The sequence below is a fragment of the Falsiroseomonas sp. HC035 genome (assembly GCF_050563525.1).
Classification (GTDB): domain Bacteria; phylum Pseudomonadota; class Alphaproteobacteria; order Acetobacterales; family Acetobacteraceae; genus Falsiroseomonas.
Genome location: NZ_JBNXUN010000021.1, coordinates 13,854 through 39,372, shown reverse-complemented (window position 1 = coordinate 39,372; position 25,519 = coordinate 13,854). Strand labels below are relative to the sequence as shown.

Here is a 25,519-nt window from a genome sequence, read left to right as displayed (position 1 = left end):
TGTCGGCCGATCAGGCGTCGATCGGCGTCACCGGGACGAAGCGCGTGGTGAACATGTCCTTCGCCGCCGGCAGGTTCTGCAGCCCGGCAAGGCGGCCGAGGCCAAGCGAGGCCTCCACCCATTCCTCCCGCAGTTCGCCGTCGTCGGAAAGGCCCATGATGGTGTTCTCGAATTCCAGCCTGGCGATCTCCGGCGTGAAGCGGTTCTGGTCCTGGATGAACCGGATCGCCCATTCCGGATTGCGCTTCATGTGGCGGATCGCGGAATACAGCCCGACCAGGGCGCGCCGCACATCGTCCGGCCGCTCCGCCACTACCTTCTCCGACGCGATCCAGACATCCGGCAGGTTGGGCTGCATGGCGGTGCCGAGATCGACCAGCACTCGGCCGTCGCCGCTGGATTCCAGCTGATAGGACAGCGGCGGATAGGCGACGATGGCGTCGACATTGCCGGCGATCAGCGAGGGGATCAGCCCACCGCCGCCCAGCGGGATCCGTGCCACCGTGCCGCCTGCCTGCTGGCCGACCCAGAGCGCGAAGAAGTCGGTGGTCGAGCCATTCGCGGTGATGCCGATCTTCTTGCCGGCAAGCTGGCGCATTTCCGTCACCGGGCTGGATTTCGCGACCATGACCTTCCAGCCGCGCGGCGTCAGCGTACCGGCGGAGACGATGGTGCTGCGCACCCCGCGGGCGCGGGCGAGCGCGGCGCCAGGCGGGAAGAAATTGATCAGGTCGGCCTCGCCGGCCGCCATGCCCTCCATCGAGGCGGAGCCGCCGGCATAGCCGGTGAATTCCACGGCGACGCCGGCCTTGGCGAACAGGCCGAGCCGCTCGGCGGCGATCACCGGCAGCACCGGCCCGTAATTCGGCGTGCCGCCAATACGCATCGGCCGGGCCTGCGCGAGCGCCGGGCGGGACAAGGCGAAGCCGCCGAGGGTGGCGGCGCCGGCCGCCATGACGCCGCGACGCGTGAGGCGCGATGTGGACATGTGTGTCTCCCTTGTGTCGTTCCGGGACGGCCCGGGCTGGTTTCCCGGATCGATGTTGCGCGGAAGCTAGCGCGACAGGCGCGGCCGGGTCGAGGCTTTTGTGCAAGCGTTGGCATAAAGCGTATGGCACGGGATCGGCCCGATGGATCGGCCCTGGAGGCGATGAATGGAGACATCGTTTGCGCACGCCGGTCGCGCCCGTTAGACAGGGCCGCATGCTGAAACTGCCGCGCGGTCCCGACGCCACGCTTCCGCGACCGACCCTGCTGTCCCTCGCACGCGCCGCGGGCGTCTCGACCTCCACCATCTCCCGCGCGCTGAAGGGCGACGCCCGCATCTCGCCCGAGACGCGCCAGCGCATAGCCGCGCTTGCAGCCGAGGCCGGATATATGCCCGACGCACTGGCACGCACGCTGTCAGGCGGGCGCAGCGGGCTCATCGGGCTCGTGCTCGGCGATGTCGCCAATCCGTTCTATCCGGAACTGCTGCAGGACATCGTTGCCCAGGCCGCCCGCCGCGGCATCCGGCTGCTGCTGCTGCATGTCGGCCATGGCCCGATCGAGGACGCCACCGCCGAGGCCCTGGTGCAGTACCGCGTCGATGGCGCGCTGATCACCTCGGCCGAGCTGTCATCCCGCGCCGCCGCCATATGCGCCGGGCGCGGCGTGCCGGTGGTGATGGTCAACCGCGTGCCGCGGCTGCACGCCAGCGCGGTGGCCTGCGACAACGCGGCGGGCGGGCAGGAGGTGGGGCATTTTCTGTGGCGACAGGGGCATCGCCGCTTTGCCGTGATCCGCGGCCGCGCCGGCACCTCGACCAGCCTGGACCGGGAGCGAGGCTTTCTCGATGCCCTTGCCGAATCCGGCGCGGCGCCGCCCGCGACCTTCGAGGGCGGCTCGACCTATGAAGGGGGCTATGCGGCTGCGGCGCTGATCAGTGCGCTGCCGTCGCCAGGCCGTCCGACCGCCGTCTTCGCCATCAACGACGCCATGGCGATGGGCGCCATTGATGGCTTCCGGATGGCCGGCCTTCCGGTGCCCGGGGCGATCAGCGTGGTCGGCTTCGACGACATCCAGGCCGCCGCCCGCCCGCCCTATGACCTGACCACGGTGGCACAGCCCATCGCGGAGATGGTGGATCGCGGCCTCGGCCTGCTGCTGGCCCGCATCGCTCGTGCCGACCTTCCAGATGAGGTGGTGATGCTGCGCGGGCGATTGGTAGTTCGAGGCTCTGTTCAACCGCCCAGCAGGGCATCATAGGCGGCCCGAGCGTGGCAGGAGCGCGTCTCCTGGCGGCGAGTCTCCGCTGGTCCACCCAATCATCCATCCACGCGAATGTTGTTGTCGCGGATCACTCGCCCCCATTTCTCAATCTCGGCCTGGAGGAAGGCTGCGCATTCGTCGGCAGGCGCTGCGATCACGTCAGCACCCAGATCTTCGATCCTGGACTTGACGCCGGGCTCGCCCAGTACACGCATCATGGCATCGCCCATTTCGCGTAAGAGCGGCTCGGGTGTGCCAGCCACGCCCAAAAAAGCCCACCAAGTCACCGCTTCGAAATCGCCGGCGCCCTGCCGTGCGAACGGCCGCGCACCCGGAAGGTGGCGAGTCTCATCGCGGGTTGTCACACCAAGTGGCCGCAAAGCCCCGGATCGAACATGTTCTCGTATCGCGACCACATTGGAAAACAGTAGGGGGACACGCCCGGCCACTGTGGCCTGTGCGGCAGGGCCTCCGCCTGGGTAGGGCTCGTGGTTCATTCTGTAGCCCCCGGCCTGCTGAAGCAGTGTCGCCGCGACATGGGCAACGCCGCCCACGCCACTGGTTGCAAAGCGCACTGTGTTTGGGTTCCGCCTGGCTTCCCGAGCCACATCTGCATAAGCCGCATAGGGTGCAAACTGATGCGCTACGAGAGCCAGTGGCCCCGTTGCCACCAGGGTGATCGGGCTGAGGGCCTCAAGGGTCCGATAAGGAAGTCGCATCGTTGTCTGGTTTGTGGCTTCCGTATCGAACGCGAGAAGCCAGGTCGATCCGTCTGGTGAAGCGCGAGACACCTCCTGCGCGCCAGCAGCCCCTGCCAAGCCCGGCCGGTTCTCGATTGTAACCGTGCGGCCCAAAACCTGCTGCAGTTGAGGCTGAAAGCTGCGTGCGATCAGGTCCGTGCTGCCACCCACCGGCCAAGGGACCACCAGACGAATAGCGCTGGTGGATGCACCGCCTTGGGAACGAGCAAGTCGAGGGGTAGCCAAACCAGCAAGTGAACTGGCGAAGAGCAGGTTGCGTCGAAGTAGGGTCATGCTCGCCTCACGTGTCTATGGCGCTCACGCTACACTTGAAGGCGGCCGGTGGAAGAGCAGCCAAGTTCACGGCCGCGTTCCCGGGACGCGAAGCCGTCCCTGAGGTCACCGGATGAGGTGCAGCGGTACCGGCCGAGCGCGGGGTGTGGCCCGTTCTGGTACTTGATCCTCATCGTAACGACATCACGAACTGATTGACGCTGTAGCCGCCCTTCGCGCCGGCTGGGGCTTCATCGTGCCGATCATCCCATCCCTTCTCGATCATCATGTGCCTCGTCAACTTCGAGGTTGTCGGCACCATGACGCTGATCGCGAGACGTATCCGGAGCTACTGATCGACTGGCTTTCGTCACCGCGCCGCAGGATGCCCGCACCACCAGTCGCACGGGCACCGCCACCGCCTCCGCGGCCACCGCAGGATTGACGATACGGCGGAGCAGCAATCGCACCGCCTCCTGTCCGACGATGCGCGGGTTGGTCGCCAGGGTAGTCAGGCCGGGTTGGCAGATCGCGGCTTCGGGTACATTGCCAATTCCGGTGACAGCGATGTCGCGGCCGATCACCACGCCGCGCTGCTGCAGTCCCAATATGGCGCCCAATGCCACGATGTCATTGCCGCAAATGAGAGCCGTCGGCCGCCGATCCATCGCGTCGATCTGCGCCGCGGCCTCCATGCCTCCGACGCGGGTGCCCTCGGTGCGCAGGATTTCCAAGGGTGCGAGGCCATGGCGTCGCAACGCGCCCACCACGCCGGCGACACGCTCCCGATTTCCCGAATGCGGCGCGACTCCGCCAGCATAGGCAAAGCTGCGATGGCCGAGCCCGATCAGATGCTCGGCGAGCAGTGCGGTTCCGGGTTCATTGTCCGGGCCAGCGTAGTCGCCCACGCTGCCTGGGACCATGCGCATAGTCTGCACGACAGGCAGGCCAAACTTGCCGAGCTGCGCGATCTGCTCCGGCTCAGTGCCGACGGCAGGACACAGGATCAATCCGTCCACGCGATGTTCGCGCAGTCGCAGGATCGCCCGCTGCTGCCGCTCCACGGAATCCTGAACGACCGACAGAAAGGCGATGTAGCCTGCGGCATCGAGCGCTGCGCTGATGCCATCAGTGAGCTCGGCGAAAAACGGGTTATCGATTTGGTTGACCAGCAGGCCGATGGTCTTCGTCCCGCTGGCGCGCATCGTCGCCGCACCACGATTGTAGAGGTAGCCCAGGGCTTTAAGTGATCGCCGCACGCGCGCCTTGGTCGCCGACGCGATCAGCGGGCTGTCACGCAGGACCAAGGACACGGTGGCCCGTGACACACCGGCGTGCTGGGCAACGTCAATCAGGGTGATACGGTCCGCCATTGGACAGGTCTAACGACAAAGCCGTTGCATGAAAACTGTGATTATAAGGTTCGCCACTTGCGTGTTAGATCGATCCAATATTCAATGGATCTAAACAGGATGCCAGTGGCCACGGAGCCGCTGTGCCCATAGGGAGAATGCGGACATGAAGGTCACGCGTCGTCACCTCTCCGCCCTTGCCCTTGCGGGCTTGGCGCAGCCAGTACAGGCCCAGTCGGCCTGGCCGACCAGGGCGATCCGCATGGTCGTGCCCTTCGCCCCGGGCGGTGCGACCGACGTGCTGGCTCGCATCATGGCGGCTCGGATGCAAACGGAACTCGGCCAGGCCCTGGTGGTGGAAAATCGCGCCGGCGCTTCCGGTATCATTGGCACGGAGGCAGTGGCCCGCGCCGCGCCGGACGGCTACACGATCCTGATGGGTTCGGTGACAACCCATGCCGTCAATGTGCCGATGTACGGCGCAAGGCTGAGCTACGACCCGTTGCGCGACTTCGCGCCGGTGACGCGCGTCTCCACTGGCTTCAACGTTCTCGTCACGCATCCGGACGTGCCGGCCCGCAACGTGGCCGAACTCGTCGCGCTGGCCAAGGCGCGGCCGGGCGCCCTGGCTTATGGCCATGGCGGCAACGGCACATCGACCCATCTGGCCGGCGAGATGTTCAAAGCCGCGGCGAGCGTGGACATCCTAATGGTGCCATTCCGCAGCACCTCACCCGCCACCGCGGCGCTGCTGTCGAATGACATCCAACTGATGTTCGACACCTCGACCTCAGCGCTGCCGCTTGTCCGTCAGGGACAATTGCGGCTGTTGGGAACCTGCGCACCCACTCGCCGGCCAGGCATGCCGGATGTTCCCGCCGTCGCCGAGACCCTGCCGGGCTTCGAGATGTCCACCTGGAGCGGCCTGTTCGCGCCGGCCGGCACGCCGGCGCCGATCATCATGCGGCTGAACGATGGCGCGCGGATCGCCTTGGAGGATCCGCAGACGATCCAACGCCTGGCACCGCTCGGCAATGAGCCATTTCATGCCGGCCCAGAGGAATTCGCCAACTTCGTGCGCGCCGAGATTGCTCAGTGGACAACGATCGTGCGCAACGCGCGCATCACAGCCGAATAGATGGGAAGAAGACAGTGACAGTCGGATTCAGGATCAAGGCGGACTTCAAGCGCGTCGATGCCGCATTGGCAGAACGCGCCGCCGCGGTACCCGTCGCCAATATCGGCGATGTCGTGAACCGCATGCAGGCGATGCGTGGCGGCTTCAAGGCCTATGGCGGACGACGGGCGCTTGCCGGTCCTGCCTACACAGTACGCGCCAGGGCTGGCGATAATCTGATGCTGCATGAGGCACTGGACCTGGCGCAGCCGGGCGACGTGGTGGTGTGCGACGCGGGCGGCGACTTCGGCACCGCGATCATGGGCGGCATCATGGCGCGCCACGCCGCGAAGCGCGGTATCGCCGCGATCATCATCGACGGTGCCGTGCGCGACATCGTGGGCCTGGCGAAGCTGCACCTCGGAGTCTGGGCCCGCAGCGTGACGCCGGCTGGTCCCTACAAGGATGGCCCCGGGGAAATTGGCTACCCGGTTTCCTGCGGGGGTCTCGTCGTGATGCCGGGCGACCTCATCGCCGCCGACGAGGACGGCATCGTGGTGATCCCGCACGCGGATGCCGTGAGCGTGGTGACGGCCGCGGAGGCACATTCACGCATGGAGCACGACACGATCCGCAGCATCGACGAGGATCGCGCCGATCGCGGCTGGGTCGGCAAGCTGTTAACCGGCAAAAACGTGACGCGGAACTAGATTTCGCACTGCGTGATCTTGCATCGCAGGCCGGGCGTTCCGCGGCTTGAGATTCCAGGGAGGAAACAACGATGAAACGACGAATGATGCTTGGGGTGGCCGCGGCCACGACCTTCGGCATGCCGCGGATGGCGCTTGCCGCTTGGCCGGCTGACCGACCCATTCAGGTCTTCGTCCCTGGGCCGGCCGGCGGCGGGATGGACATGCTGGCCCGAACCTTCCTGCCCTTCGTCCAGCGTCGCCTGCCTGGCGCCAATTTCGTCGTCATCAACCGTCCGGCCGCTGGCGGCCAGCAGGCTTTCGAGGGTATCGCGCAGGCAGCTCCCGATGGTTTCACGGTCGGCGCCGCACAGGCTCCCAATTCCATCACTGTGCCGATTGAGCGCACGGTCCGCTATCGCGTGCAGGACTTCACCTTCCTCGGTAACGTCATCGACGATCCCTGCGGCCTCTGGGTCCGAGCGGACAGTCCGCTCCGCACCATCGCCGACCTCGTCACGGCCGCACGTGCGCGTCCGGCGCAGGTGACCATCGGCACCGCCGGCGTGGGCAGCGATGATCACATGCTGCAGCTCTCGCTTCAGGAAGCGACGAACACCGAGTATCTGCATGTGCCCTTCAACGGCACGCCGCCCATCATCACCAATCTGCTGTCGGGCAGCGTCGACGTCGGCTCCCTGAACATGAGCGAAGGCTTGGCGCTGATGCGTGATGGCCAGATGCGCGCCCTGGCACAGGGCGGGCCCGAGCGCTGGCCCGTGGCAGGCCAGGTACCGACCTTTCGCGAGCAGGGCTTCGCCGTGCTCGGCGGTTCCACGCGCGGTCTTGTCGCGCCAGCTAACCTTCCGTCGCAGACCCGGGACACGCTGCGGGCCGCCATTGCCGATGCGAATGCTGATCCGGCTTGGATGGCCGATGCTGAGCGCCTCAACATGCCACGCCGGCCGATGAGCGCCGCCGACCAGGAGAAGCTCTTCCTGGATGAGGATGCTCGCCTGCGCGCGCTGTGGGCGCGCAAACCCTGGCGTGAGTAATCGGCCAACCTTGCTGGAGATGACGTTCATGACTCCACCCGAGAGAATGCGTGCCCTGCTTGCCCAGCCGGGCTTCGTCGCGATGCCGGCCGTCTGGGATGGCCTGACCGCCAGGCTGACTTTTGCCGCCGGGTTCAAGACGGCCTTTGTCTCCGGCTCCTGCGTGGCGGCGAGCCGTCTGGGTGGGCCCGACCTGGACCTGATTTCTTTCGCTGAGATGCTGAACAGCCTGGAGATGGTGCGGGGCGCCGCGCCAGATCTGCTGGTCCTGGCCGATGGCGACCATGGCTATGGCAATGCCATGAACGTACAGCGCACGGTGCGCGCCTATGGCCGGGCCGGCGCCGCCGCCGTGCTGATTGAAGACAAGATCACACCGCGCGCCCTGACCTCCGACGGCAAGCCCTGCATGCCGCGAGAGGAGGTGCGGATGAAGATTCGGGCCGCTGTCGAGGCGGCGAAGGACAGCGGCATCCTGGTCATGGCGCGGACAGATTGCCGCCCGACGGCGGGGATCGAAGAAGCCATCGCTCGGATCACGATGTACGTTCAGGAGGGCGCCGACATCCTGTTCCTCGACAGCCCAAAGGACGAGGATGAGGTTCGGCTGGCTGTCGCGGCATCGAAGGGACGACCGCATTTCGCCGTGCTGTCACCGGGCGCCCCACGCGAAACGCCGACGCAGAGGCGGGCGGCGGAACTCGGCCTGAAGATCGGCACCTTCCCCACCGGCACGCTATCGCCGGCGATCGCGGGGATGAAAGCGGGCTTGGCGGCCATTGCCGCCGGTGAGTCCGCGGCGCCGAATGCCCTTGCTCCAAAGGAGATTAGCGAGACGCTTGGCTATGGCGAATATGAGGCAAATGCGAAACGGTTCTTGGTGGCGCGTTAATCTGGGAGGACAGCGCCTCGGTCGTGCACAGGCCCGCATTTAGAGGCTCTCGTATAGGAATTCTACCTGCAATGGTGCATTCAGGATTGATCTCTGCCCTCACTACCCAGAGATCGTTCGATCCGGGTCCCTCTCGCTCCGCCAATTCTCTGTATTGTCCGCTCTGTATCAATGCAACCTGCGAATCAACGTGTTCGCGCGTGGCTGCCGAACCGACATGACCTGGCCAGGTAACCTTCGCAGCACCAGAAGAGCATGGTAGTGCCCTACGGGAATGATTAGGTGCAACAAGCCTCATTCAGCCGCGTATGCAAAATGCCTTCAAAATGAATCCAGTCTCCGGGCCGCCCGCCTCTCAGTCGCGGGAGGTCAACCTGCAAGGTGGCCAAGCCGCATTGTCTAAGCAGGTCCGCCACCCGCTCTCCATCCGCCTGGTGCTGCCTGCCGCGGTAATCCTGCCGATGCTCATGACGGCTGCCGCTGGTTGGTTGTCTTGGCGGCAATCCTGGCGGGAAGCCGAACTGGAAATCGCCCACGCCGCTGATGCCTCGGCTGAGTACGCGCTACGGGTGTTCGACGGCTTAGTGCTTCGTATTGAACGCGCAGGTAACGCTCTCGCCGGCCTTAGTGATGAGCAGATCACAGCCCGGGAACCCGAGCTGCACGAGATGCTCAGACGCGCTGCCACTGCCGGACCGCGACAGGATGGACAGCGGGAGCCCTACATTTCCGTTTACGACCGAGACGCCCATCCGCTTGCATCGGGTATTTTGCTACCAGTGCCGCGAGGTCGCTCCTTTGGTCAGCGAGAGTTTAATCAGGCCCTTCGTAATCCTGCGTCGCCAACACTGCATGTCAGTGCGGCTTATGTTGCGAGTGTGACCGACGAAGCATCCTTCACCGTTTCTCGCCGGCGCGATCGTACTGGCAATGGCCTACCGTCGAGCTCTTATGACGGCGTAATCAACGCCTCGATCTATGTCAGCGAGGCGGAGACCGCATTACGTCGCTTAGCGTCGACGCGGCAGGGGGATGTCCTCAGCCTGATCCGCGTGGATGGCGCAGTGCTGGCAAGGTCCGTTCCGGTTCCTATCAAAGCCCGGCTTGGCGAGAATAGCCCTTTGCTTGAGGCCATGCGGACCGGACAGCCCTCCGCTCTCGTCGTGGCGCTGTCGAGCCTCGACGAGAGCGGAGGGCAACGCATCGCAGCTTACCGGCGTGTCGCAGGCTATCCGGTTTATGCCTCTGCAGCGCGACCGCGTGCGGCCATTTTCCGGCGGTGGACGACGGCGATGCTGCCCCTGCTGGCAACCGGCGGTGTGACCACGCTTGTGATGTCGGCGCTTGCCCTGATGGTCCGGCGCCGCCAACGCGACCTCGCGACCGCGAACGCAGTGCTCGAAGACCGGGTTGCGCAGCGAACGGCGGAACTGGCCGAGAGCGCGGCACGCCTGCGCCGAGTGCAGCATATCGGGCGGGTCGGCGGGTTCGAGATCGACCTGCGCAGCGGCGAGAACTTTCGATCTTCCGAATATATGGAACTGCATGGTCGCGCTGCCGTGGCCAGGACGGAGCAGCATGCCGACTGGGTCGCGCGGCTCCATCCGGACGACCGGGACCGCGTCGAGCAGAAGTTCCTGAGCTCGGTCTCAGACGAGACTGACATTGTCGACTACGCGCAGGAATACCGCATTGTCACTCCCGACGGGCAGACGCGCTGGATCGCCGCGCGCGCCGAGGTGGAACGCGATGCCGCCGGACGTGCGGTGCGCATGGTCGGCGCTCATCTGGACATTACCGACCTGAAGGCCGCGCAAACAGAGGCGGCCGAGGGGGCTGCCCGGCTTCGCGCTGCGCTACGCGGGGCGCGCTTCGGCGTGTGGGAGCGTCACCTGCCGACCGCCTCGGCACGCTGGGATGTTCGCGCGGCCGAGATATATTGCGGGCTCACCCCCGACCGCGCTTTGCCCAGCCTGGCGGAGTGGCGCGATCGGATCCATCCGGATGACCGAGCCGCAAGGTTGGCCACGATTGAGGGCGCAACGGCACCGGGTGGGCCTGACAATTACGACGTGGAGTTCCGGTTCAGGCGCGACGACGGGGGCTACAACTGGCTCGTGGTACACGGCTCTGTGGTAGAGCGCGACTTGGTCACCGGCCATGGAGTGCGGCTTGCCGGCGTGGTGCAGGACCTCAGCGAAAAGTACGCGGCCGACGCGGCGCTGCGGACCAGCGAGGAACGCTTGCGCTTGGCTCAGGACGCTGGTGGCGTCGGCTCCTGGGAATGGACGATCGAGACCGGCGAAGTTTACTGGTCAGAGAGCTGCCACCGTCTGCACGGCACAGACCCCTCGGTCCCGCCCACGTTGGAAACCTGGCGCAACGGCATCCATCTAGATGACTGGGTGGCGGTAGCCGCTGGGATCGAGGCGACGCTCAAGGGCGAGGCAAAGGAGTGGGCCACGGAGTTCCGCTTCACGCGGGCGTCAGACGGCGCACTACGATGGATCTCCGGAAGGGGCACTGTCGAGCGCGAGGCGGCTACTGGCCGGGCGCTGCGCTTCCGCGGCATCGCCCTCGACGTGACGCCGCAAAAGGCGGTCGAGGAGTTGCAGCGTCTGCTGATTCGGGAAATCGATCACCGGGCCAAAAACGCCCTCGCAGTCGTGCAGGCGGCGGTGCGCCTGACGCCCAGCCACGACAGCGCGGCCTATGCGCAGGCCATCGAAGGCAGGATAACGGCGCTGGCCCGCGCTCATACGCTGCTTGCGGAGGGGCGGTGGACCGGTGCCGACCTACTAACGCTGGTGCGTGGTGAACTGGCGCCATTCCTGCTGCCTGCTGACGGCACGAAGGTGCTGGTGGTTACAGTCGGCGGTCCCGAGGTCCAGGTCTCCTCCGCAGCGGCGCAAGGGCTTGCAATGGCGCTCCATGAGCTGGCGACGAACGCGACGAAGCACGGAGCGCTTTCCGTTCCAGGCGGCCGGCTAACCGTCGGCTGGTCGGTTGACCGCGCGGCTGGCCTGCTCGCACTGCAGTGGCAAGAACATTGCGGGCCACCGATCACGGCGCCCCCGTCGCGCCGGGGGTTCGGCACGCGCGTTCTCGAAGGGACCATCAAGAACCAACTCGGCGGTACCCTTCAGTTCCATTGGAACAGCTCGGGTCTGGTCTGCAAGATGACCGTCCCGCTTGATTGCGCGATCGAGATGGAGGGGAGCATCTGAACGAGCGCCGAGTTTCGGTCCAGGCGCCGTCGTCAGCGCACTCCAGCCCGCTGGATGCCGCCGGCGCATCCTAACCTGCTTTATCCACTGGTAACATTGAGATGGCGATCTGGATTGCAGCGTCATTCTTGTCATCCCGGCAGGAACGCCGGTTCCCTCGCGCCCAACGGGCAGATCGGGGCAAGTTTTTGAAGCGCACTCAGCTCCCGCCCTGGGTATTTGACCATGAAGCGTTGGCACGGATATCGGGGCTGGGACCTGGTGGGCGGTAGAGACGCGGCGATGGGCGTTATCCTGGCCTATGCCGCGTGGACGTTTCTGGTTGCGCCAACCGGGGCCTGCAACGTCGCAAAAACATAGGTTTGCCTCACGACGTCCAGAGAAGGTTGGATCCCGGTTCCCACCGCTGCTCCAGTTTTCAAAGACTTAGCGATTGGATTGCCGTCCTCCCGCTGAGTCACTGACACGCAATGGATCTGATACCATCGCCAGGGTTGCCGCCCGGGCGATGTCATTTGCGAGGGCATCCAGGGCCTTGTGGGCGCTGGCGAGCCGTTCGGGTGCTACATGCAGGTATCTCCCCGTGGTTCTGCTGTTAAGCCCCCGATGCCCCATGATGAAGGCACTTTCCAACTCCGGCACGCCGCGCGCCATAAGCTCGGGCGCGACGGTATGCCGCACCGTGTAAGCGGTCACGTCTGGCCCAAAGCCGGCCGCATCCCGGAGGGTTTGGAAGGCTCCGGCGATCTTCTGCACCGGCTTGCCGCGATAGGCGACCAGCGGCCGGTCTGCCGCCTCGATCCAGCTTCGCAGCCACGCAGCCATGGGCAGTACAGGGCGCCGCTTCTTGGTCTGGACGCGGCCCGGCGGGTTCAGGTTGATGGTCCCGCGATCAAGGTTGCATTGGAACCGGTTAAGCTGTAGCGCCGCCTCCGGCCGTGCCGCCGTCCCGATCAGCAGCGCGAGGAACACCCGCACGTGGTCCGGCATGTCCTCCGACCAAAGGCGGACCAACTCCGCCACGGACAGCACGCGCTCCCGCCCTGCGCCCTCCGGAACCTTCAGGAACGGCACCGGCCGCTCCAACTCGCCGTTGTTCCAGGCCCAATTCACCGCCGCCTTCGCAGCCCCCAGCGCCCGCTTGATCGTACCGTTGCCGTAGCCTGCCGCCGGCATGGCGCGCACCGCGACGTTCTGCGCGTCCAGGGTCAATTCTCCAACGCTGATCCCCTCCGGCAGGTGGCGCAGCATCATGGCGAGGCTGATCCGCTGCGATCCGGCGCCGACGAGGTGCTTGCCGTGCCGATCTCGGTAGCGGACGAACACGCGGGCGAGGGTGATGTCGCAAGGCTCGGCGCGGACCGTGGCGACGTTCTTGGTGATCCACTCGGCAAGCGCGATTTCTGCGGCTGCAACCTCGTCAGTGCCGAGCGATGCTCGGCGCGTCTGTCGAGTGTCAGCGTCGAACCAGGTCCGGCACCACTGCCCGCTGTTCGGCCTTTGGCTGAGCCAATAGCCGGCGATCTGGCCGGGGTGTCGGTGTCGGCTTCGCGGCAAGGCGCAACCTCCTGAGCGGTCAGATACTCGGCCAAGTGTGCCGCCGTGTAGCGTGGTCGGCCGGCGATCATGACATGCCGGATGTGACGGCGCTTCCGCTCGCGCTGCATGGCCGCCGCCGAGACGCCAAGCCGCTTTGCGGCCTCGGCCTCAGTCAGCAATTCGGGCCGCGGGAGGGGGTGCGTCATCATGCCTTCTTGGTTTAGGAAAAGGCGGCCCGGCCAGTACATCCGTGGTCCAGGCCGCCCCGTTGCCCACCGCGCAGGGGGAGACCCGCCACAGGCTTTCGGAGGTTTTGGGCCACTCTCCGAAATAGCCAGGGGTGCCGGGACGGAACTATCCGGCTGTAGCGGCCCCTGGCGCGGCACTTGTTGCCTAGACGACACAGTCCGGCCTAAGAAGCGATATCCAGGCGTTGTCACGCTTTGGTGAAACAATTTCGCAGAGGTTTAGCGCATTCTTCTCGCATACCGAATGAACGCCTCGGGGGAGGCTTCACGAAGGTGAGGGGCTTTCATGCGCGTACTGATTGTCGAAGATGAGGAGCTGATCCGGATGTTAGTCCGTGATCTACTCGAGGAATTCGGCTTTGACTGCAGGGACGCCGGCGACGTGGACGCGGTTACCGCCATCCTCGACGACAACAGCGGCTGGCAACCAGACCTTCTGGTCACCGACTACAATCTTGGCCCAGGGCCTGACGGCGTGGCAGTCGCCCGTGCCTGCCGGCGGCGGTTTCCGGGACTGCCGGTCGTTTATGCAACAGGCAACCCGGAATGCCTCGTGGGCCAGCCGCTCAGCTCGCGGGACTGCGTCGTGGCCAAGCCGTTCACGCCCCACGAACTTGTTGCAGCGGTGCGCGAAGTCGGGCTGCCGACCCGCATCTTGCACGTCGCGCGGCAGCAAGCGCCGGAACTATCGGCGCGAGCTAGCCTGTGCTTGTAGCGCACTCAGGCAGAGGGCGCTGTTGCTACGCGAGGGCTTGCCCCTCACCTGCATGGGTAGAGCCGCGCCACGACCGTGCGAGTCCAGGTCCCGCTTACTCGAGGCGTCGGCACCTGTCGTTGATCGGCGGGAAAGAACTCGTGAAGACGGCAAAGTGACAGTCCGGCTGGTGGATGCAACGTCAACTGGCTGATACTGGGACTGAATGGATACCAACGGCGACTCCACCGGCAGCGACAGCAGCAATGAGCCCTCAGGCGCCGAGACGAGGAATGCTGCGCCAGTAGCCTCGGCGCGAGCAGATGCATCTCGGGAGCGTTTTCGTCAGTCGCAGGCCATTGCAGCTCAGGTTGCCCGTGCCAAGGCGGCAGGCGGGAAGCCGACTGAGGAACAGGCAGCACGCCTGATTGCGGAGTTCCACGCGCGGGGCGGCAGGATCACGGCTGTTCCGCCGTCAGACGATGATCCTTTGGATGGGCTAGGCGGTGCCAAGCCGCACGGGCGCTCGCCAAAATAACACACCGGTGCTGGCGTTATGCTGGCGCGCCTCATGCGATAGCTCTTGCCATTACCCGCGCGACGGTTGTGTGCGTCCAGGCTCCTGTGCCGTGGGGCGTCGGCACGCCCCGCTCATTCAGCGCCCGCGCCAACGCCGCCTGCCCCGCGACACCCCGGGCACGTAGGTGCTCCACCTCGAGCACCAGCCGATAGGCTGCCCGGATCGCGGCCTCACGACGCGCATAGGCCGCTGCGGCGCTGTCCGGCCCTGCTGCGGGCCGGTAGCCCCTGTCGCCGCCCAACACCGCCCCACGCGCCTTGGCGGCCGCCAGCGCAGCCGTGGTCCGCTCGCTGATCAGTTCCCGCTCCTTCTGCGCCATCGCCGCGTAGATCCGCAGCATCAGCTCATCGCCCCTGGAATGTCCGCCGCGCGAATGGCTGTGCCGTCCTCCAGCAACTGCGACAGCGTGTGCGCCCATCTGGTGATCCGGTCGAGCCGCGCCGCCACCAGCACGTCCCCCAGCTGCCGACACCGCGCCAGCGCCGCCTGGAAGCCCGGCCGGCGGTCATTCTTGCCGCTGGCGATGTCGGAAAACTCCGCCACCAGCGTCCACCCCTGCACCGCCACGAAGGTCCGCACGCTGGCCTGCTGCGCCTCCAGGCCCAGCCCGCTCTGTCCCTGCTCGGCAGTCGAGACCCGGTAGAGGCCGACCGCCAGGCGCAGGACGCTGTACTGCGTGGCGCGCATCAGGCCGGCACCGCCGCGACATGGTAGACGCTGTCGCTACCCTTAACGCCGGTCTTGTTCGGGCCGACCTGACGCACCCGCTCCTGCACCGTCACCTCGATGCCGTGCCGGGTCCGGAGGCCGGCGAAGAAGCCGCGGACGGTGTGCGGCGCCCAGCCGGTCGCCTCGACCACCTGGGCCACCGTCGCGCCTTCCGGCCGGCGCAGCAGCGCCAGCACCGCCGCCTGCTTGGTGCCCTCGCGCGGGCTGCGGGATGTGTTGGCTGCTCGTGGCGCGCGGGGCGGCCGGCCGACGAGGATGGCGCGAAGGGAGGCCAGCGCGGCGTCGAGCGGCTGGGAGGCGTTCCAGGCCGAAAGCACTGCCGCGGCAGCGTCGCGCAAGGTCGCACGGCTGGGGCTCGCATGCTGGGGCAAGGGTGCGGCCCGGTGGGCCTGAGGCGGGCTGTCCGCGCTGCCGGGTGCCTCGGCGCCCTGTTGCGCCACGTCAACGGCCGCGGGCGCCACAACGGCCTGCTGGCCCGCCTGGCGGGGCTCCAGGTCGATGGCTGTCAAGCCGTCGGTGATCTGGAGCGCGATCCAGGCACCCGTCTCGTCCCGGCGCCAGCCGCGCCCGACATGCTCAGCCGGCGCCGTCAGCTCCTCCAGCAGCCCAGTCTTCAGCATGCTGCGGAACACGGCGTTGCGAGCGGCCGCGGGAATCTTCGGGAGCGGCGCGATCCCCGCCTCGTGCTGCGCTGCCTCGAGCAGAATCTGGGACTGGGTGTCGGACAGCGTCATGGTGGTGGTCTCCGGCATCGGGCGTCGAGGATTGGCCCCTACCACCAGGCGCCCCGCCGGGCAGAACCCGGTCGGGCGTGAGCAACGCTTCGCTCTGAGCGCGAGCAAAGCCAAGCGCCTTCTGCGACCATTCGCGCGGCATCGAAGAGGCCATTGCTCGCAGCCGGCTTCGCGAGCGGCTGTTCTCGCAGATTGCCGTCAGGCCCGGGAATGTCCGCGCGAACATCGCCGGTGATGTGCTGGCCTCTGGCACAATCCTGCAGTGGAACTGAGCCCCAAAGAAACAGCACGGCGCGGCGGCCGAACCACCGTCGCGCCGCAGGCGTTCGCCTTACTATTCCGCCTGCACGCCTGCCGCGCGCAGGATGCGCGTGTAGCTCTCGACCCCCTCGCGCACGAGGTCCATTACCTTTGCCGAGGTGTCGAAGCCCTCGCGCGGCGTCACGCCAGCGAGCTCGTTCAGCCGCGCGGCGCTCTGCTGGATCCCCTGGCGGAAGGCGGCGCCGAGGGCGGCGACGATCTCCGGCGGCGTATTCTTCGGCGTCGTGATCGGGAAAAATTCCTCATGCACCACGCCCGGAATACCAGCCTCGGTGGCGGAGGGCGTGTCCGGCAGGGCCGGGCTGCGCTGCTCCGAGAGTACCGCCAGAACCCGCACTCCGTTGCCGCGGATCTGCCCGAGCGAGGACGCCATCGTCGGCGTTCCGAACTGCGCCTCGCCTGAGACCAGTGCGGCCACGCCCGGTCCGCCGCCCCGGTAATGCACCATCTCGGCCTGGATGTTCATCCGGCTGAGTAGCACCAGCCCCGCCAGGTGCACGCCCGATCCGATGCCGGCCGTGGCGAAGTTGTAGCGGCCCGGATTAGCCCGCAGCAGCGCCACCAGCTCCGCCGCGGTCCGCGCCTGGACACCTGGATTGACCACCAGCGTGTGCGGCGAGAAGCCGGCCACCGCCACGCCTTCGAAATCCGTCACCGCGTTGTAGGGCATGCGGGCGACGATCGCCGGCACGGTGGCATGCGCGCTGTTGATCAGCAGCGTGTACCCATCCGCAGGCGAGCGTGCCGCCGCCTCGCTGCCGATGACGCTGCCGGCGCCCGAGCGATTCTCGATCACCACGCTCTGGCCTAGGATCTGGCCCACCGGCTCGGCGATGATGCGCGCTACGATGTCGTTCGACCCGCCGGGCGCGAAGGGCACGATCAGCCGCACCGACCGGCTCGGGCGCCAGGCCTGCGCCAGCGCGCCAGAGGACAGGATGGCGGGCGCGCATAGTCCCGCGAGGCCAAGAGCAAGGGTTTGCCGGCGTGAAGGCATCGAAGACGTCTCCCTGTCGTTCAGCGCTGCCCGGCCTGCCTTGGCCGGGGCGCCATATTAGCCAGCGCACGATACCCAAAACGCCCGCAATGCGACACCTTGCTAACGAATCGGCACCTTCCCCCCGTCGCCCGGCCTCTCCCGCACGTAAAGTGGCTGTTCGAGCCTGTTCAGCTTGCAGCGCATCGTAGGTGATGTCCTCGCCTCAATTACAACCATGCAGGGGAACGGACCGGCGAAGGGCTGGAATGCCGGCGCGCCGATGGATGATGCCAATTTCAATCGGCGGCAGACGATCCGCGTCGGTGCGTCCGTGGCCTATGCGCAGGTGGGCGTGACCGGGTTCGACGAGCCGATCGACCTGCAATCGCTCTGGCTCTACGGGCTGCCGGAGGCCGCGCCGGCCGTACTGAATGGCACGCCGTTGCTGACGGGAGCGCTGTTCGGCTCAGGGCGGCGGGAGTTCGCGGCGGAGGTCTCCCGGGACCTGTCGAGCCCGGCGCCGGGGGCGACGGCACTGCTCGACGTCACGGTGAACGGAGCACGGGCGGGAGACCTGGCAGAGGCGCCACTGGTGTCGTCGGCGCGCTTCATCTAGCTTGATGCCGCGGTGTGGTCGAACAACACGGTGCGGGTGATGGCGCGGAACATCTCCGCGGCGACGTTCGACCTGGCGGCAGCCACGCTGTCTGTTGGGGTTGCCAAGCGACGGGTGCCTTGAGGCGCATCGCAGAACCGTCAATGCGCTCTGACTAGGTCAATCCAACCGCGTTGTTCGCAGCCGAAGTGCATTCCCGACCACGCTCACCGACGACAGCGCCATGGCCGCCGCCGCGATGATGGGCGACAAAAGGATGCCGAACATCGGATACAGCACGCCCGCTGCGATCGGTACGCCGGCCGCATTGTAGGCGAAGGCAAAGAACAGGTTCTGCCGGATATTGCCCATCACAGCCTCCGACAGCCGCCGCGCCCGCACGATGCCCATCAGATCCCCGCCGAGCAGCGTGATTCCCGCGCTCTCGATCGCCACGGCCGTGCCGGTGCCCATGGCGATGCCAACCTCGGCTGCCGCCAGTGCCGGCGCGTCGTTCACGCCATCGCCGGCCATGGCAACGCGGCGCCCCTCGGCCTTCAGCTTTTCGATGATGCGCTGCTTGTCCTCGGGTAAGACCTCCGCCTCGACCTCTGTAATGCTGAGGCGACGCGCTACGGCCTCGGCCGTCGTGCGGTTATCGCCAGTCAGCATCACCACCCGCACGCCCTCCTTCGCAAGACTTGCGAGGGCAGCCGCCGTCGTCTCTTTCACCGGATCGGCCACGGCGACAATCCCAAAGGCGCGGCCATCCACCGCCACGAAGAAGACCGTGGCGCCATCACTGCGAAGACGCTCGGCCTCTGCCGATAGGGCGCCGACATCCACCTTGGTCTCATCCATCAGCCGGGCGTTGCCTACCGCGACCTGGCTTCCCTCGACCGTGCCGGTCACGCCGCGACCGATAGGGGCATCGAAACCCTCGACTGACGGCACGACGATCCCGCGCTTTTCCGCGGCCCGCACAACGGCTTCGGCGAGGGGATGCTGGCTCGGCCGTTCCAACCCCGCAGCGAGGCGTAACACCTCCTCCTCGGCCACGCCTGCTGCCGGGATCACAGCCACGACGTCCGGCCGCCCCTGGGTGAGCGTGCCGGTTTTGTCGACGACAAGCGTGTCGATCCGCTCCATGCGCTCAAGCGCCTCGGCGTTCTTGATCAGCACCCCCGCCTGCGCGCCTCGACCCACGCCGACCATGATGGACATCGGCGTCGCCAGCCCCAGCGCACACGGGCAGGCGATGATCAGCACCGTCACCGCGGCGACCAGCGCGAAGGCGAGACGCGGCTCTGGCCCCCACACCGCCCAGACTGCGAAGGCGACCAGCGCGATGCCCACGACGGCGGGCACGAACCAGCCGCTGACCTTATCGGCCAGGCGCTGGATCGGCGCGCGGGAACGCTGCGCGCCCGCCACCATGCGGACGATCTGCGCCAGCACCGTGTCCTGGCCGACGCGATCGGCACGCATGACGAAGCTGCCCTGGCCGTTCAGCGTGCCGCCCACCACCTGATCACCCACCGTTTTGGTAACCGGCACTGCCTCACCCGTCACCAAGCTCTCATCGACGTTGGAGGCTCCCTCCAGAACCGCGCCGTCGAGCGGTACTTTGTCACCAGGACGAACACGCAGCCGATCGCCAACCACGACGGCGGCCAGCGGCACTTCCTCATCCGAACCATCATCGCGCAACCGGCGCGCCTGCGCTGGCACGAGGTCGAGCAGCGCACGGATGGCGCCGCCAGTCTGTTCCCGTGCCCGCAATTCGAGCACCTGCCCGAGCAGCACCAGCACAACAATCACTGCAGCGGCCTCGAAATACACCGCCACCGAGCCATCGGCCGCGCGAAAGGCCGCGGGGAAGATGCCGGGTGCGAGGGTGGCCACGACGCTGAACACCCAGGCGACGCCAGTGCCGAGCGCGATCAGGGTGAACATGTTGAGGCTGCGGTTTACCAGGCTCTGCCAGCCCCGAACAAAGAATGGCCAGCCCGCCCAGAGCACCACGGGCGTCGCCAGCGCCAGTTGTAGCCAGTTGCCGACGCGCGGGCCGCCGAAGAGGTGCATCATGCCCGTCAAGTGACCGCCCATCTCCAGCAGGAAGACCGGGATGGTGAGCACAAGGCCGATCCAGAAGCGCCAGGTGAAATCCACCAGCTCCGGATTTGGTCCCGTCTCGGCCGAGGGGGTTTCAGGTTCGAGTGCCATGCCGCAGATCGGGCAACTGCCCGGGCTAGGCTGCCGGATCTGAGGGTGCATCGGACAGGTGTAGATGGTGCCTGGCGCCACCGCCTCAGCGCGCAAAGGCGCACGCGCCTGCAGATACTTGACCGGTTCGGCGACGAACTTGGTGCGGCAACCGGCTGAGCAGAAATGGTAGGCATGCCCCGCATGATCGGCGTGGTGAGCCGTCTTTGCCGGGTCAACCGTCATGCCGCAGACCGGATCCTTCACGGTGCCCGTTGCCGCCGCAGTCCCGTCAAGCTCAGGATCGTGGTTGCCGTGGGCTGTGTGGGCGCTGTGATGTTCCATGTCCGTCTACTCCTCAGCGCTCGAAAGCTCGCGCAGGCGGCCTGCGCTGCCAGCATCGCCAGTGGCGGCAACAGCGGCCACTGGAGGAAAGGCGCGAGCCCGGTTCCCCACGGGGGAAGGCGCGGCATGGCGGCGGTGTAGGTCCAGGATTGACGCAGATCGACATTCAGCCAATCGCTGAACGTCGTGTAGCCAACGCCAATCAGGGTTGCGACCATCGTGACGCCCCCCCCATCCTTGGTTCGGCCAGTGCCAGGATCTGAACCAGCGTTCTGCCCGCCTTCGCCGTGGCCGTGCCCGTGGTGCATGTACAGGTGCATCAGCGGGCAGGCGAGGAGGATGAGATGGGGAAGCGCTCCGAACGCGTGCCCTGAATATTCCGTAGCACGTAGAAGGCCGCGATCAGCGCGAAGCCGATCACGGCGCTTCCCGCGCGTGTGCGCCACCAAACTGGCCGACTGCCTGGCTTGAGATGCTTCGCCGGCGAGCCCAGGTTGGTCTCGTCGACCATATCAGCGCGGCTGTGAAAGGAAGGCGCGGAGTTCGGCGATCTCACGCTCCTGCTCGCGGATCACGGCTTCGGCCAAACGGCGCATCTCCGGGTCACGACCATGCGCAAGCTCGACCCGCGCCATAGCGATCGCGCCCTCATGGTGGGGGATCATGGAGGCGGCAAAATCGCGATCCGCATCGCCCGTATAGGTGATGGCCATGTCGCGATGCATCTTCTCGTTCGCGGCCATGAAGGCGGCGGTCGAGGGGGATTGCGCCCCAGTCGCAGGAGCCGCTGCGCCATGTTGATGCGGGTCAGCTGCCGCCGGCGGCTGTGCAGCACCAGCCCCAGGTGCCTGCGCGCCAGGCATCATCCGCTGCTGCATCTGCTGCATGTGCTGCTGCATGCCGGGCATCTGGCCCATCATGCCGGACTGCGCCGGCTGCGGTTGTGGCGCGGTGCCCTGGGCGAGGGCGAAGCCTGCCGCGGAGACGCTTGCGATACTGGCAGCAAGGGCAAGTGAGCGAGCGATGCGGGTCATGTGCTGAGTTCCTATGGTTTGACTCCACCAACAGCGACTCCCCAGCATTTCGGTAGGGTCACGCCGTCATGACAAAGGATGTCAGCGCGGGATCAGGCTGAGATACGCTCGACCTGCCAACCGCCATCGCGCAGCACCTGCTCCAGGCGCGCGGCGTCCAAGGCCGACGTCACGGCCGCTTCCCTCATGTCCAGCTTGATGTCGATCTCCGCGTGCGGATCGGCCTGGCGGAGTGACGCCGTAACGCCCTTCGCGCAGCCGCCGCAGTTCATGTTCGCGATCCGAAAGCGATGCATCACGCCCTCCTCATGGGTTTGTGTGACCAAGGAGGTGGTGATTCCCCCTATGGGAGGGTCAAGGGCTTCACAGCGGCCGTTATTGGCTCCGGGGCCGCCTTACGTCGGCGTGCCGCCGCGGAAGCGCATGAACACCGAGCGACCACCGCGGGCATCGAAGGCCAGGACGTCATAGCTGTCAGGCGCCTGACCAGGGACCTCCATACCCGGCGAGCCCACCGGCATGCCCGGCACTGCGAGCCCGCGGATTCCAGCAGGTCGCTCCGCCAGCAGACGTGTCACCGCCGCTGCCGGAACATGACCCTCAAGCGCATAGCCTCCGACAAGGCCCGCATGGCAGGACAGCAGATCAGGCGGCGTGCCGAGCAGGCGTCGCGCAGCCGCAACCGAGCGCACGACATTGTCTTCGATCGGAAAGCCGGCCGCCCGCATGTGGTGCACCCACCCGACACAGCATTCACAATCTGCGTCACGCCAAACCTGTAGGCGTGGAAGTCCCTCCGCCCAAGCCCTCGTGGGCAGAGTCATCGCAGCCAAGCCTGCCATCAGAAAATTCCGTCGAACCATCATCGCGATATGCTCCCTCCGTTCTGTGGCCTCGGCAGGTAGACCAAGGCTTGCAGTCCGCCGCCTGGTTTGCTGCTCAACTGCAACGTACCGCCGAGCTGTTCGACGGCGCGTAGCGCGATGGTAAGACCCAGCCCGCTCCCGCCCGTGCCGCGATTGCGAGACGTCTCGAGACGCCGGAATGGCTCGAACACTGCCTCCATGTCAGCCTCCGGAATGCCCGGACCGTCATCCTCGATCCGCACCAGCAGTTCATCCCCCTGGTCGTCGAGGCTGACCCGCGCGCCGCCCCCATATTTCACGGCGTTATCAATCAGATTCGAGAAGGCACGTTTCAGCGCCACCGGGCTGCAGACCAACTTGGCCTGCGAAGGGCCGGCGTAGACAACGTCCGCGCCCGCGTCGGCGGCCGCATCGCATAACGTCTCGATCATCGCGACAAGATCGGCCGGCTTGCGGGGCTCGCTCTCGGTCTCGCCACGCAGATAGGCCAGCGTCGAATCGATCATGGCCTCCATCTCGTCGAGGTCGGCATCGATGGCACGCGCCGCCTCGCCATCCTCGACAAAGCCGGCCCGCAGTCGCAGCCGCGCGATCGGCGTGCGCAGATCATGACTGACCGCAGCCAAGGCCTGGGTGCGGTCGGCGATCAGGCGGTCGATACGGCCCTGCATGCGGTTGAAGGCCTGCGCGGCGTGGCGCACCTCGCGTGGACCCTCCTCGGGCACGGGCACCACGGAGCCCGGGCCGCCAAAGCGATCCGCCGCATCGGAGAGCGCCCGCAAGGGCCGCCCGATCAGTCGTACCACAAGCAGCCCGAGCAGTAGGATCCCGACTCCCATGGCCGTGGTGGAGAGCAGCGTGGCGTGCTCCGGCGCAGGCGGGCGGAACAAGGCGGCGGAGAAATTGAGCCAGCTGCCATCCGGCAGCGGCAGCGCGCCTAGCAGCTGGTGCCCCGCCACGCCATCCTCGCCATAGCCGAGCCGCAGGCCTGTGATGTCGAATTCCGGCACCAGCTCGCCGAGCCGGCTGCGCAACGCCTCGATACGGGCGCTGCTGGCCTGCATCGGTTGCACGGTCGCCGCGCGAGTCCAGTGCATGTCGAGGCTCGCGGTGGAGAGCGCATGCGCGGTTCGGTCACGTTCCTCGGTCGGCAGTTCGGCGACCGCGCGCTTGGCTGCCACCAAGCGCTCTGCGAGTTGCGCTTCCCGCGTGGTGCCAAGTACCGCTTCGGTGCCGATCTGGTGCAGCCATAAGCTGCCGAGATGGAAGGCCATCAAACCGACCAGCAGCACAAGAACGATGCGCCCGCCTAACGTGTCCGGCAGCGGGCGGCGCAGCTGTTTCATGCCCCGCGCTTCACGGGAGGGACCAGCATGTAGCCAGCGCCACGCACCGTCTTGATGATGGAAGGGCTCTCGTCGGTCGGCTCCAGCTTGCGCCGAAGCCGGCTGACCATGACATCGACTGAGCGTTCGGTGCCGTTGAAGGCCATACGGTTGCGGGCGAGATCGAGGAGTTGGTCGCGGTTCAGCACGCGCTGCGCATGTTCGCAGAAGGCCAGCAGCAGGTCGTACTCGCCGCCCGAAAGATCCACCGCCGTGCCATCGGGCGCACTGAGTTCGCGGCGCCGCGTGTCCAGGCTCCAGCCGGCGAAGAGGATGCGCTCGCCCGCCTGGCCCGCCATCGGCTCACCCGCCTCGCCGCGCGAGCGCCGCAGCAGCGCGCGCACCCGGGCCAGCAACTCGGCGCGGCCGAAGGGTTTCGGGATGTAGTCGTCGGCGCCGAGTTCTAGCCCGAGGACGCGATCGGTCTCCTCGCCGCGCGCCGTCACCATGATGATCGGCACACCCGACTTGGCACGCAGCGCCCGGCACAGATCGAGGCCGGAGGCGCCGGGCAGCATCACATCGAGCAGCACGAGATCGACCGGCGCGCCGGCCAGCACCTCCCACATCTCGCGGCCGTCACGCGCGCCGGTGACGCGAAAGCCGTTCTGGCGCAGGAATTTGGCGATCAGCGTGCGCATCTCCCCATCATCCTCGACGACGAGGATATGGGCTTCCTGCGGCAGGCCGTCGGGTGGCGTCACGTCAATGATGCCGGTGGCCGTCCGGCATCGGGCCGCCATGCTGCGGCGCGTTGCCGGCATAGCCTCGCAAGCGCGAATAGGCCGCGATCTGCCCGGCGGTCAGCAACGCCACCTGCGCCAGATGCGTGCGCAGATGCACGTCCCGGATCTCGCCCGGCAGGACCGCGATGCGGGCCGTGCGCGCCGAAAGGTCGGATGGTGTGACACTGCGGTCGCGGAAGGCGATATCGAGGGCGCGCTCCACCTCGATCACGCGGGCGCCAAGCGCACTTGCCGCGGTTTGCATCTCCGCTGTGAGGCGCTGCGTGGCCGCGAGCTGCCTGGGTGTGAGCTGCACCGCACCAGCCAGTTTCATGACATGGGCCGGGCCAGGCCAGCCATTGAGCTCGGCGGCCAGCGCCAAGCCCATGCCGCGACCGGCCAGCAGATCGGCCTGCTGCTCCTCCGACAGCGCGCGGATCGGGCGGTCCGTCATGCCGGCATGGGGCGAGGGTGTATTGGCCCAGGCCGGGCCCGCGACGAGCAGGGCCAAGGCCATCAGTATCCTGCGCATCGGGGTCTCCTCAGTTCTGGTCCATGGGCGTGAAGCGCGCCTGAACGGGACGTTGGCCGGGGAGCGTCAGCGTGACAACCGCGCGGATGCCGCGCGCGGCCAGGAAGTCGCCGGTGCCGGCCAGCACGTTATCGCCGGAGGGCGCGAGTGCCACGGTGGCCTGGCGCCCGCCTGCAAGAATCACCACCTGCGCCGTCGCTCCTGTGGCTGGGATCGGCCGGTCGGCGCCGTCGAAGAGGAACAGCCGCAGCATGTTCCCTGCCGCCAGCAGTTCGGCATGGTTGGTTCCGATATCCACCTTCTGCCCGCCATTCGGGCCACGCCGCGGCTCATGCGCGCGCGCGGCGAAGGGGGCGCCCAAGAGGGCGAGGGTCAGGCTGGCGAGCAGCAGGCGGCGTGTAATCATGGTCGGG

The 25,519-nt window shown here is 66.9% G+C and carries 26 protein-coding genes and 1 pseudogene; 8 read left to right on the top strand and 19 right to left on the bottom strand.

Annotated elements, in window-relative coordinates:
* Positions 1 to 10: 10 nt before the first annotated feature.
* Positions 11 to 988 carry an ABC transporter substrate-binding protein gene (locus ACLF3G_RS25965; RefSeq protein ID WP_430672301.1) on the bottom strand — a complete coding sequence of 326 codons (978 nt, stop codon included), beginning with the start codon at positions 986 to 988 and terminating at the stop codon, positions 11 to 13.
* A 215-nt stretch (positions 989 to 1,203) separates the two neighbouring features.
* Between ACLF3G_RS25965 and ACLF3G_RS25960 the strand changes: the two genes are divergently transcribed.
* Positions 1,204 to 2,247: a LacI family DNA-binding transcriptional regulator gene (locus tag ACLF3G_RS25960; protein ID WP_430672300.1), complete on the top strand. Its 1,044-nt coding sequence runs from the start codon at positions 1,204 to 1,206 to the stop codon at positions 2,245 to 2,247.
* 59 nt (positions 2,248 to 2,306) lie between these two features.
* On the opposite strand, the gene ACLF3G_RS25955 is transcribed toward ACLF3G_RS25960, so the two are convergent.
* Positions 2,307 to 3,284 carry a Bug family tripartite tricarboxylate transporter substrate binding protein gene (locus tag ACLF3G_RS25955; protein WP_430672299.1) on the bottom strand — a complete coding sequence of 326 codons (978 nt, stop codon included), beginning with the start codon at positions 3,282 to 3,284 and terminating at the stop codon, positions 2,307 to 2,309.
* A gap of 242 nt (positions 3,285 to 3,526) precedes the next feature.
* On the bottom strand, positions 3,527 to 4,636 hold the full coding sequence (locus ACLF3G_RS25950) for a LacI family DNA-binding transcriptional regulator (RefSeq protein WP_430672298.1): 1,110 nt from the start codon (positions 4,634 to 4,636) through the stop codon (positions 3,527 to 3,529).
* A gap of 277 nt (positions 4,637 to 4,913) precedes the next feature.
* On the opposite strand from ACLF3G_RS25950, the gene ACLF3G_RS25945 reads away from it, so the two are divergent.
* From ACLF3G_RS25945 to ACLF3G_RS25925, 5 genes are all read left to right on the top strand, one after another.
* Positions 4,914 to 5,753: a Bug family tripartite tricarboxylate transporter substrate binding protein gene (locus tag ACLF3G_RS25945; RefSeq protein ID WP_430672297.1), complete on the top strand. Its 840-nt coding sequence runs from the start codon at positions 4,914 to 4,916 to the stop codon at positions 5,751 to 5,753.
* A 14-nt stretch (positions 5,754 to 5,767) separates the two neighbouring features.
* Positions 5,768 to 6,442, top strand: a complete 675-nt coding sequence (locus ACLF3G_RS25940) for an RraA family protein (RefSeq protein ID WP_430672296.1) — start codon at positions 5,768 to 5,770, stop codon at positions 6,440 to 6,442.
* A 71-nt stretch (positions 6,443 to 6,513) separates the two neighbouring features.
* Positions 6,514 to 7,476: a tripartite tricarboxylate transporter substrate binding protein gene (locus ACLF3G_RS25935; RefSeq protein WP_430672295.1), complete on the top strand. Its 963-nt coding sequence runs from the start codon at positions 6,514 to 6,516 to the stop codon at positions 7,474 to 7,476.
* A gap of 19 nt (positions 7,477 to 7,495) precedes the next feature.
* On the top strand, positions 7,496 to 8,368 hold the full coding sequence (locus ACLF3G_RS25930; RefSeq protein WP_430672325.1) for an isocitrate lyase/PEP mutase family protein: 873 nt from the start codon (positions 7,496 to 7,498) through the stop codon (positions 8,366 to 8,368).
* Positions 8,369 to 8,676: 308 nt separating this feature from the next.
* Positions 8,677 to 11,595: a PAS domain-containing protein gene (locus tag ACLF3G_RS25925; protein WP_430672294.1), complete on the top strand. Its 2,919-nt coding sequence runs from the start codon at positions 8,677 to 8,679 to the stop codon at positions 11,593 to 11,595.
* A 426-nt stretch (positions 11,596 to 12,021) separates the two neighbouring features.
* Here ACLF3G_RS25925 and ACLF3G_RS25920 read toward each other — a convergent pair whose 3' ends face one another.
* Positions 12,022 to 13,152: a tyrosine-type recombinase/integrase gene (locus ACLF3G_RS25920; RefSeq protein WP_430672293.1), complete on the bottom strand. Its 1,131-nt coding sequence runs from the start codon at positions 13,150 to 13,152 to the stop codon at positions 12,022 to 12,024.
* Positions 13,153 to 13,175: 23 nt separating this feature from the next.
* Positions 13,176 to 13,340: pseudogene (locus tag ACLF3G_RS25915) on the bottom strand (helix-turn-helix domain-containing protein); the annotation flags it as partial.
* 328 nt (positions 13,341 to 13,668) lie between these two features.
* On the opposite strand from ACLF3G_RS25915, the gene ACLF3G_RS25910 reads away from it, so the two are divergent.
* Complete coding sequence (locus ACLF3G_RS25910; RefSeq protein ID WP_430672292.1) at positions 13,669 to 14,097, top strand: response regulator; 429 nt, start codon at positions 13,669 to 13,671, stop codon at positions 14,095 to 14,097.
* 548 nt (positions 14,098 to 14,645) lie between these two features.
* Here ACLF3G_RS25910 and ACLF3G_RS25905 read toward each other — a convergent pair.
* The 4 genes from ACLF3G_RS25905 to ACLF3G_RS25890 all read right to left on the bottom strand — a co-directional run bounded on the left by ACLF3G_RS25905 (position 14,646) and on the right by ACLF3G_RS25890 (position 17,437).
* Positions 14,646 to 14,996, bottom strand: coding sequence for a recombinase family protein (locus ACLF3G_RS25905; protein WP_430672291.1), 351 nt, complete (start codon positions 14,994 to 14,996; stop codon positions 14,646 to 14,648).
* The gene (locus ACLF3G_RS25900) at positions 14,996 to 15,343 is read right to left on the bottom strand and encodes a recombinase family protein (RefSeq protein ID WP_430672290.1); all 348 of its coding nucleotides are present in this window, start codon (positions 15,341 to 15,343) and stop codon (positions 14,996 to 14,998) included. Before ACLF3G_RS25900 ends, ACLF3G_RS25905 begins: the two co-directional genes overlap by 1 nt.
* Entirely contained in the window at positions 15,343 to 16,137 is a 795-nt protein-coding gene (locus tag ACLF3G_RS25895) for a DUF3489 domain-containing protein (RefSeq protein ID WP_430672289.1), read from the bottom strand. The genes ACLF3G_RS25900 and ACLF3G_RS25895 overlap by 1 nt, the downstream gene beginning before the upstream one ends.
* A gap of 316 nt (positions 16,138 to 16,453) precedes the next feature.
* Positions 16,454 to 17,437 (bottom strand): Bug family tripartite tricarboxylate transporter substrate binding protein, encoded by a 984-nt coding sequence (locus ACLF3G_RS25890; protein WP_430672288.1) that lies wholly within the window; start codon positions 17,435 to 17,437, stop codon positions 16,454 to 16,456.
* 262 nt (positions 17,438 to 17,699) lie between these two features.
* On the opposite strand from ACLF3G_RS25890, the gene ACLF3G_RS25885 reads away from it, so the two are divergent.
* Complete coding sequence (locus ACLF3G_RS25885) at positions 17,700 to 18,035, top strand: hypothetical protein (protein WP_430672287.1); 336 nt, start codon at positions 17,700 to 17,702, stop codon at positions 18,033 to 18,035.
* A 159-nt stretch (positions 18,036 to 18,194) separates the two neighbouring features.
* Here the strand turns inward: ACLF3G_RS25885 and ACLF3G_RS25880 are convergent, their stop codons facing one another.
* The 10 genes from ACLF3G_RS25880 to ACLF3G_RS25835 form a co-directional block, all read right to left on the bottom strand.
* Positions 18,195 to 20,564, bottom strand: a complete 2,370-nt coding sequence (locus tag ACLF3G_RS25880) for a heavy metal translocating P-type ATPase (protein ID WP_430672286.1) — start codon at positions 20,562 to 20,564, stop codon at positions 18,195 to 18,197.
* Positions 20,483 to 20,905 carry a DUF2933 domain-containing protein gene (locus tag ACLF3G_RS25875; RefSeq protein ID WP_430672324.1) on the bottom strand — a complete coding sequence of 141 codons (423 nt, stop codon included), beginning with the start codon at positions 20,903 to 20,905 and terminating at the stop codon, positions 20,483 to 20,485. Before ACLF3G_RS25875 ends, ACLF3G_RS25880 begins: the two co-directional genes overlap by 82 nt.
* Positions 20,884 to 21,075 carry a hypothetical protein gene (locus ACLF3G_RS25870; RefSeq protein ID WP_430672327.1) on the bottom strand — a complete coding sequence of 64 codons (192 nt, stop codon included), beginning with the start codon at positions 21,073 to 21,075 and terminating at the stop codon, positions 20,884 to 20,886. Before ACLF3G_RS25870 ends, ACLF3G_RS25875 begins: the two co-directional genes overlap by 22 nt.
* Position 21,076: 1 nt before the next feature.
* Positions 21,077 to 21,484 carry a CopM family metallochaperone gene (gene copM, locus ACLF3G_RS25865; protein WP_430672323.1) on the bottom strand — a complete coding sequence of 136 codons (408 nt, stop codon included), beginning with the start codon at positions 21,482 to 21,484 and terminating at the stop codon, positions 21,077 to 21,079.
* Between the two features lie 206 nt (positions 21,485 to 21,690).
* The gene (locus tag ACLF3G_RS25860) at positions 21,691 to 21,894 is read right to left on the bottom strand and encodes a heavy-metal-associated domain-containing protein (protein ID WP_430672285.1); all 204 of its coding nucleotides are present in this window, start codon (positions 21,892 to 21,894) and stop codon (positions 21,691 to 21,693) included.
* Positions 21,895 to 21,993: 99 nt separating this feature from the next.
* Positions 21,994 to 22,326 (bottom strand): DUF411 domain-containing protein, encoded by a 333-nt coding sequence (locus ACLF3G_RS25855; RefSeq protein ID WP_430672284.1) that lies wholly within the window; start codon positions 22,324 to 22,326, stop codon positions 21,994 to 21,996.
* Between the two features lie 134 nt (positions 22,327 to 22,460).
* Positions 22,461 to 23,810: an ATP-binding protein gene (locus tag ACLF3G_RS25850; protein WP_430672283.1), complete on the bottom strand. Its 1,350-nt coding sequence runs from the start codon at positions 23,808 to 23,810 to the stop codon at positions 22,461 to 22,463.
* Positions 23,807 to 24,592, bottom strand: a complete 786-nt coding sequence (locus ACLF3G_RS25845) for a response regulator transcription factor (RefSeq protein WP_430672282.1) — start codon at positions 24,590 to 24,592, stop codon at positions 23,807 to 23,809. The genes ACLF3G_RS25850 and ACLF3G_RS25845 overlap by 4 nt, the downstream gene beginning before the upstream one ends.
* On the bottom strand, positions 24,555 to 25,106 hold the full coding sequence (locus ACLF3G_RS25840; RefSeq protein WP_430672281.1) for a hypothetical protein: 552 nt from the start codon (positions 25,104 to 25,106) through the stop codon (positions 24,555 to 24,557). Before ACLF3G_RS25840 ends, ACLF3G_RS25845 begins: the two co-directional genes overlap by 38 nt.
* Before the next feature lie 10 nt (positions 25,107 to 25,116).
* Positions 25,117 to 25,512, bottom strand: a complete 396-nt coding sequence (locus ACLF3G_RS25835; RefSeq protein WP_430672280.1) for a hypothetical protein — start codon at positions 25,510 to 25,512, stop codon at positions 25,117 to 25,119.
* Positions 25,513 to 25,519: the final 7 nt, after the last annotated feature.

Excerpts from the sequence above, each read along its gene's own strand:
- ACLF3G_RS25965 (WP_430672301.1), bottom strand. The coding sequence starts at position 988 with ATGTCCACATCGCGCCTCACGCGTCGCGGCGTCATGGCGGCCGGCGCC.
- ACLF3G_RS25960 (WP_430672300.1), top strand. The coding sequence starts at position 1,204 with ATGCTGAAACTGCCGCGCGGTCCCGACGCCACGCTTCCGCGACCGACC.
- ACLF3G_RS25955 (WP_430672299.1), bottom strand. The coding sequence starts at position 3,284 with ATGACCCTACTTCGACGCAACCTGCTCTTCGCCAGTTCACTTGCTGGT.
- ACLF3G_RS25950 (WP_430672298.1), bottom strand. The coding sequence starts at position 4,636 with ATGGCGGACCGTATCACCCTGATTGACGTTGCCCAGCACGCCGGTGTG.
- ACLF3G_RS25935 (WP_430672295.1), top strand. The coding sequence starts at position 6,514 with ATGAAACGACGAATGATGCTTGGGGTGGCCGCGGCCACGACCTTCGGC.
- ACLF3G_RS25930 (WP_430672325.1), top strand. The coding sequence starts at position 7,496 with ATGACGTTCATGACTCCACCCGAGAGAATGCGTGCCCTGCTTGCCCAG.
- ACLF3G_RS25925 (WP_430672294.1), top strand. The coding sequence starts at position 8,677 with ATGCAAAATGCCTTCAAAATGAATCCAGTCTCCGGGCCGCCCGCCTCT.
- ACLF3G_RS25910 (WP_430672292.1), top strand. The coding sequence starts at position 13,669 with ATGCGCGTACTGATTGTCGAAGATGAGGAGCTGATCCGGATGTTAGTC.
- ACLF3G_RS25905 (WP_430672291.1), bottom strand. The coding sequence starts at position 14,996 with ATGCTGCGGATCTACGCGGCGATGGCGCAGAAGGAGCGGGAACTGATC.
- ACLF3G_RS25900 (WP_430672290.1), bottom strand. The coding sequence starts at position 15,343 with ATGCGCGCCACGCAGTACAGCGTCCTGCGCCTGGCGGTCGGCCTCTAC.
- ACLF3G_RS25895 (WP_430672289.1), bottom strand. The coding sequence starts at position 16,137 with ATGCCGGAGACCACCACCATGACGCTGTCCGACACCCAGTCCCAGATT.
- ACLF3G_RS25890 (WP_430672288.1), bottom strand. The coding sequence starts at position 17,437 with ATGCCTTCACGCCGGCAAACCCTTGCTCTTGGCCTCGCGGGACTATGC.
- ACLF3G_RS25885 (WP_430672287.1), top strand. The coding sequence starts at position 17,700 with ATGGATGATGCCAATTTCAATCGGCGGCAGACGATCCGCGTCGGTGCG.
- ACLF3G_RS25880 (WP_430672286.1), bottom strand. The coding sequence starts at position 20,564 with ATGGAACATCACAGCGCCCACACAGCCCACGGCAACCACGATCCTGAG.
- ACLF3G_RS25870 (WP_430672327.1), bottom strand. The coding sequence starts at position 21,075 with ATGGTCGACGAGACCAACCTGGGCTCGCCGGCGAAGCATCTCAAGCCA.
- copM (WP_430672323.1), bottom strand. The coding sequence starts at position 21,484 with ATGATGGGCCAGATGCCCGGCATGCAGCAGCACATGCAGCAGATGCAG.
- ACLF3G_RS25860 (WP_430672285.1), bottom strand. The coding sequence starts at position 21,894 with ATGCATCGCTTTCGGATCGCGAACATGAACTGCGGCGGCTGCGCGAAG.
- ACLF3G_RS25855 (WP_430672284.1), bottom strand. The coding sequence starts at position 22,326 with ATGCGGGCGGCCGGCTTTCCGATCGAAGACAATGTCGTGCGCTCGGTT.
- ACLF3G_RS25850 (WP_430672283.1), bottom strand. The coding sequence starts at position 23,810 with ATGAAACAGCTGCGCCGCCCGCTGCCGGACACGTTAGGCGGGCGCATC.
- ACLF3G_RS25845 (WP_430672282.1), bottom strand. The coding sequence starts at position 24,592 with ATGGCGGCCCGATGCCGGACGGCCACCGGCATCATTGACGTGACGCCA.
- ACLF3G_RS25840 (WP_430672281.1), bottom strand. The coding sequence starts at position 25,106 with ATGCGCAGGATACTGATGGCCTTGGCCCTGCTCGTCGCGGGCCCGGCC.
- ACLF3G_RS25835 (WP_430672280.1), bottom strand. The coding sequence starts at position 25,512 with ATGATTACACGCCGCCTGCTGCTCGCCAGCCTGACCCTCGCCCTCTTG.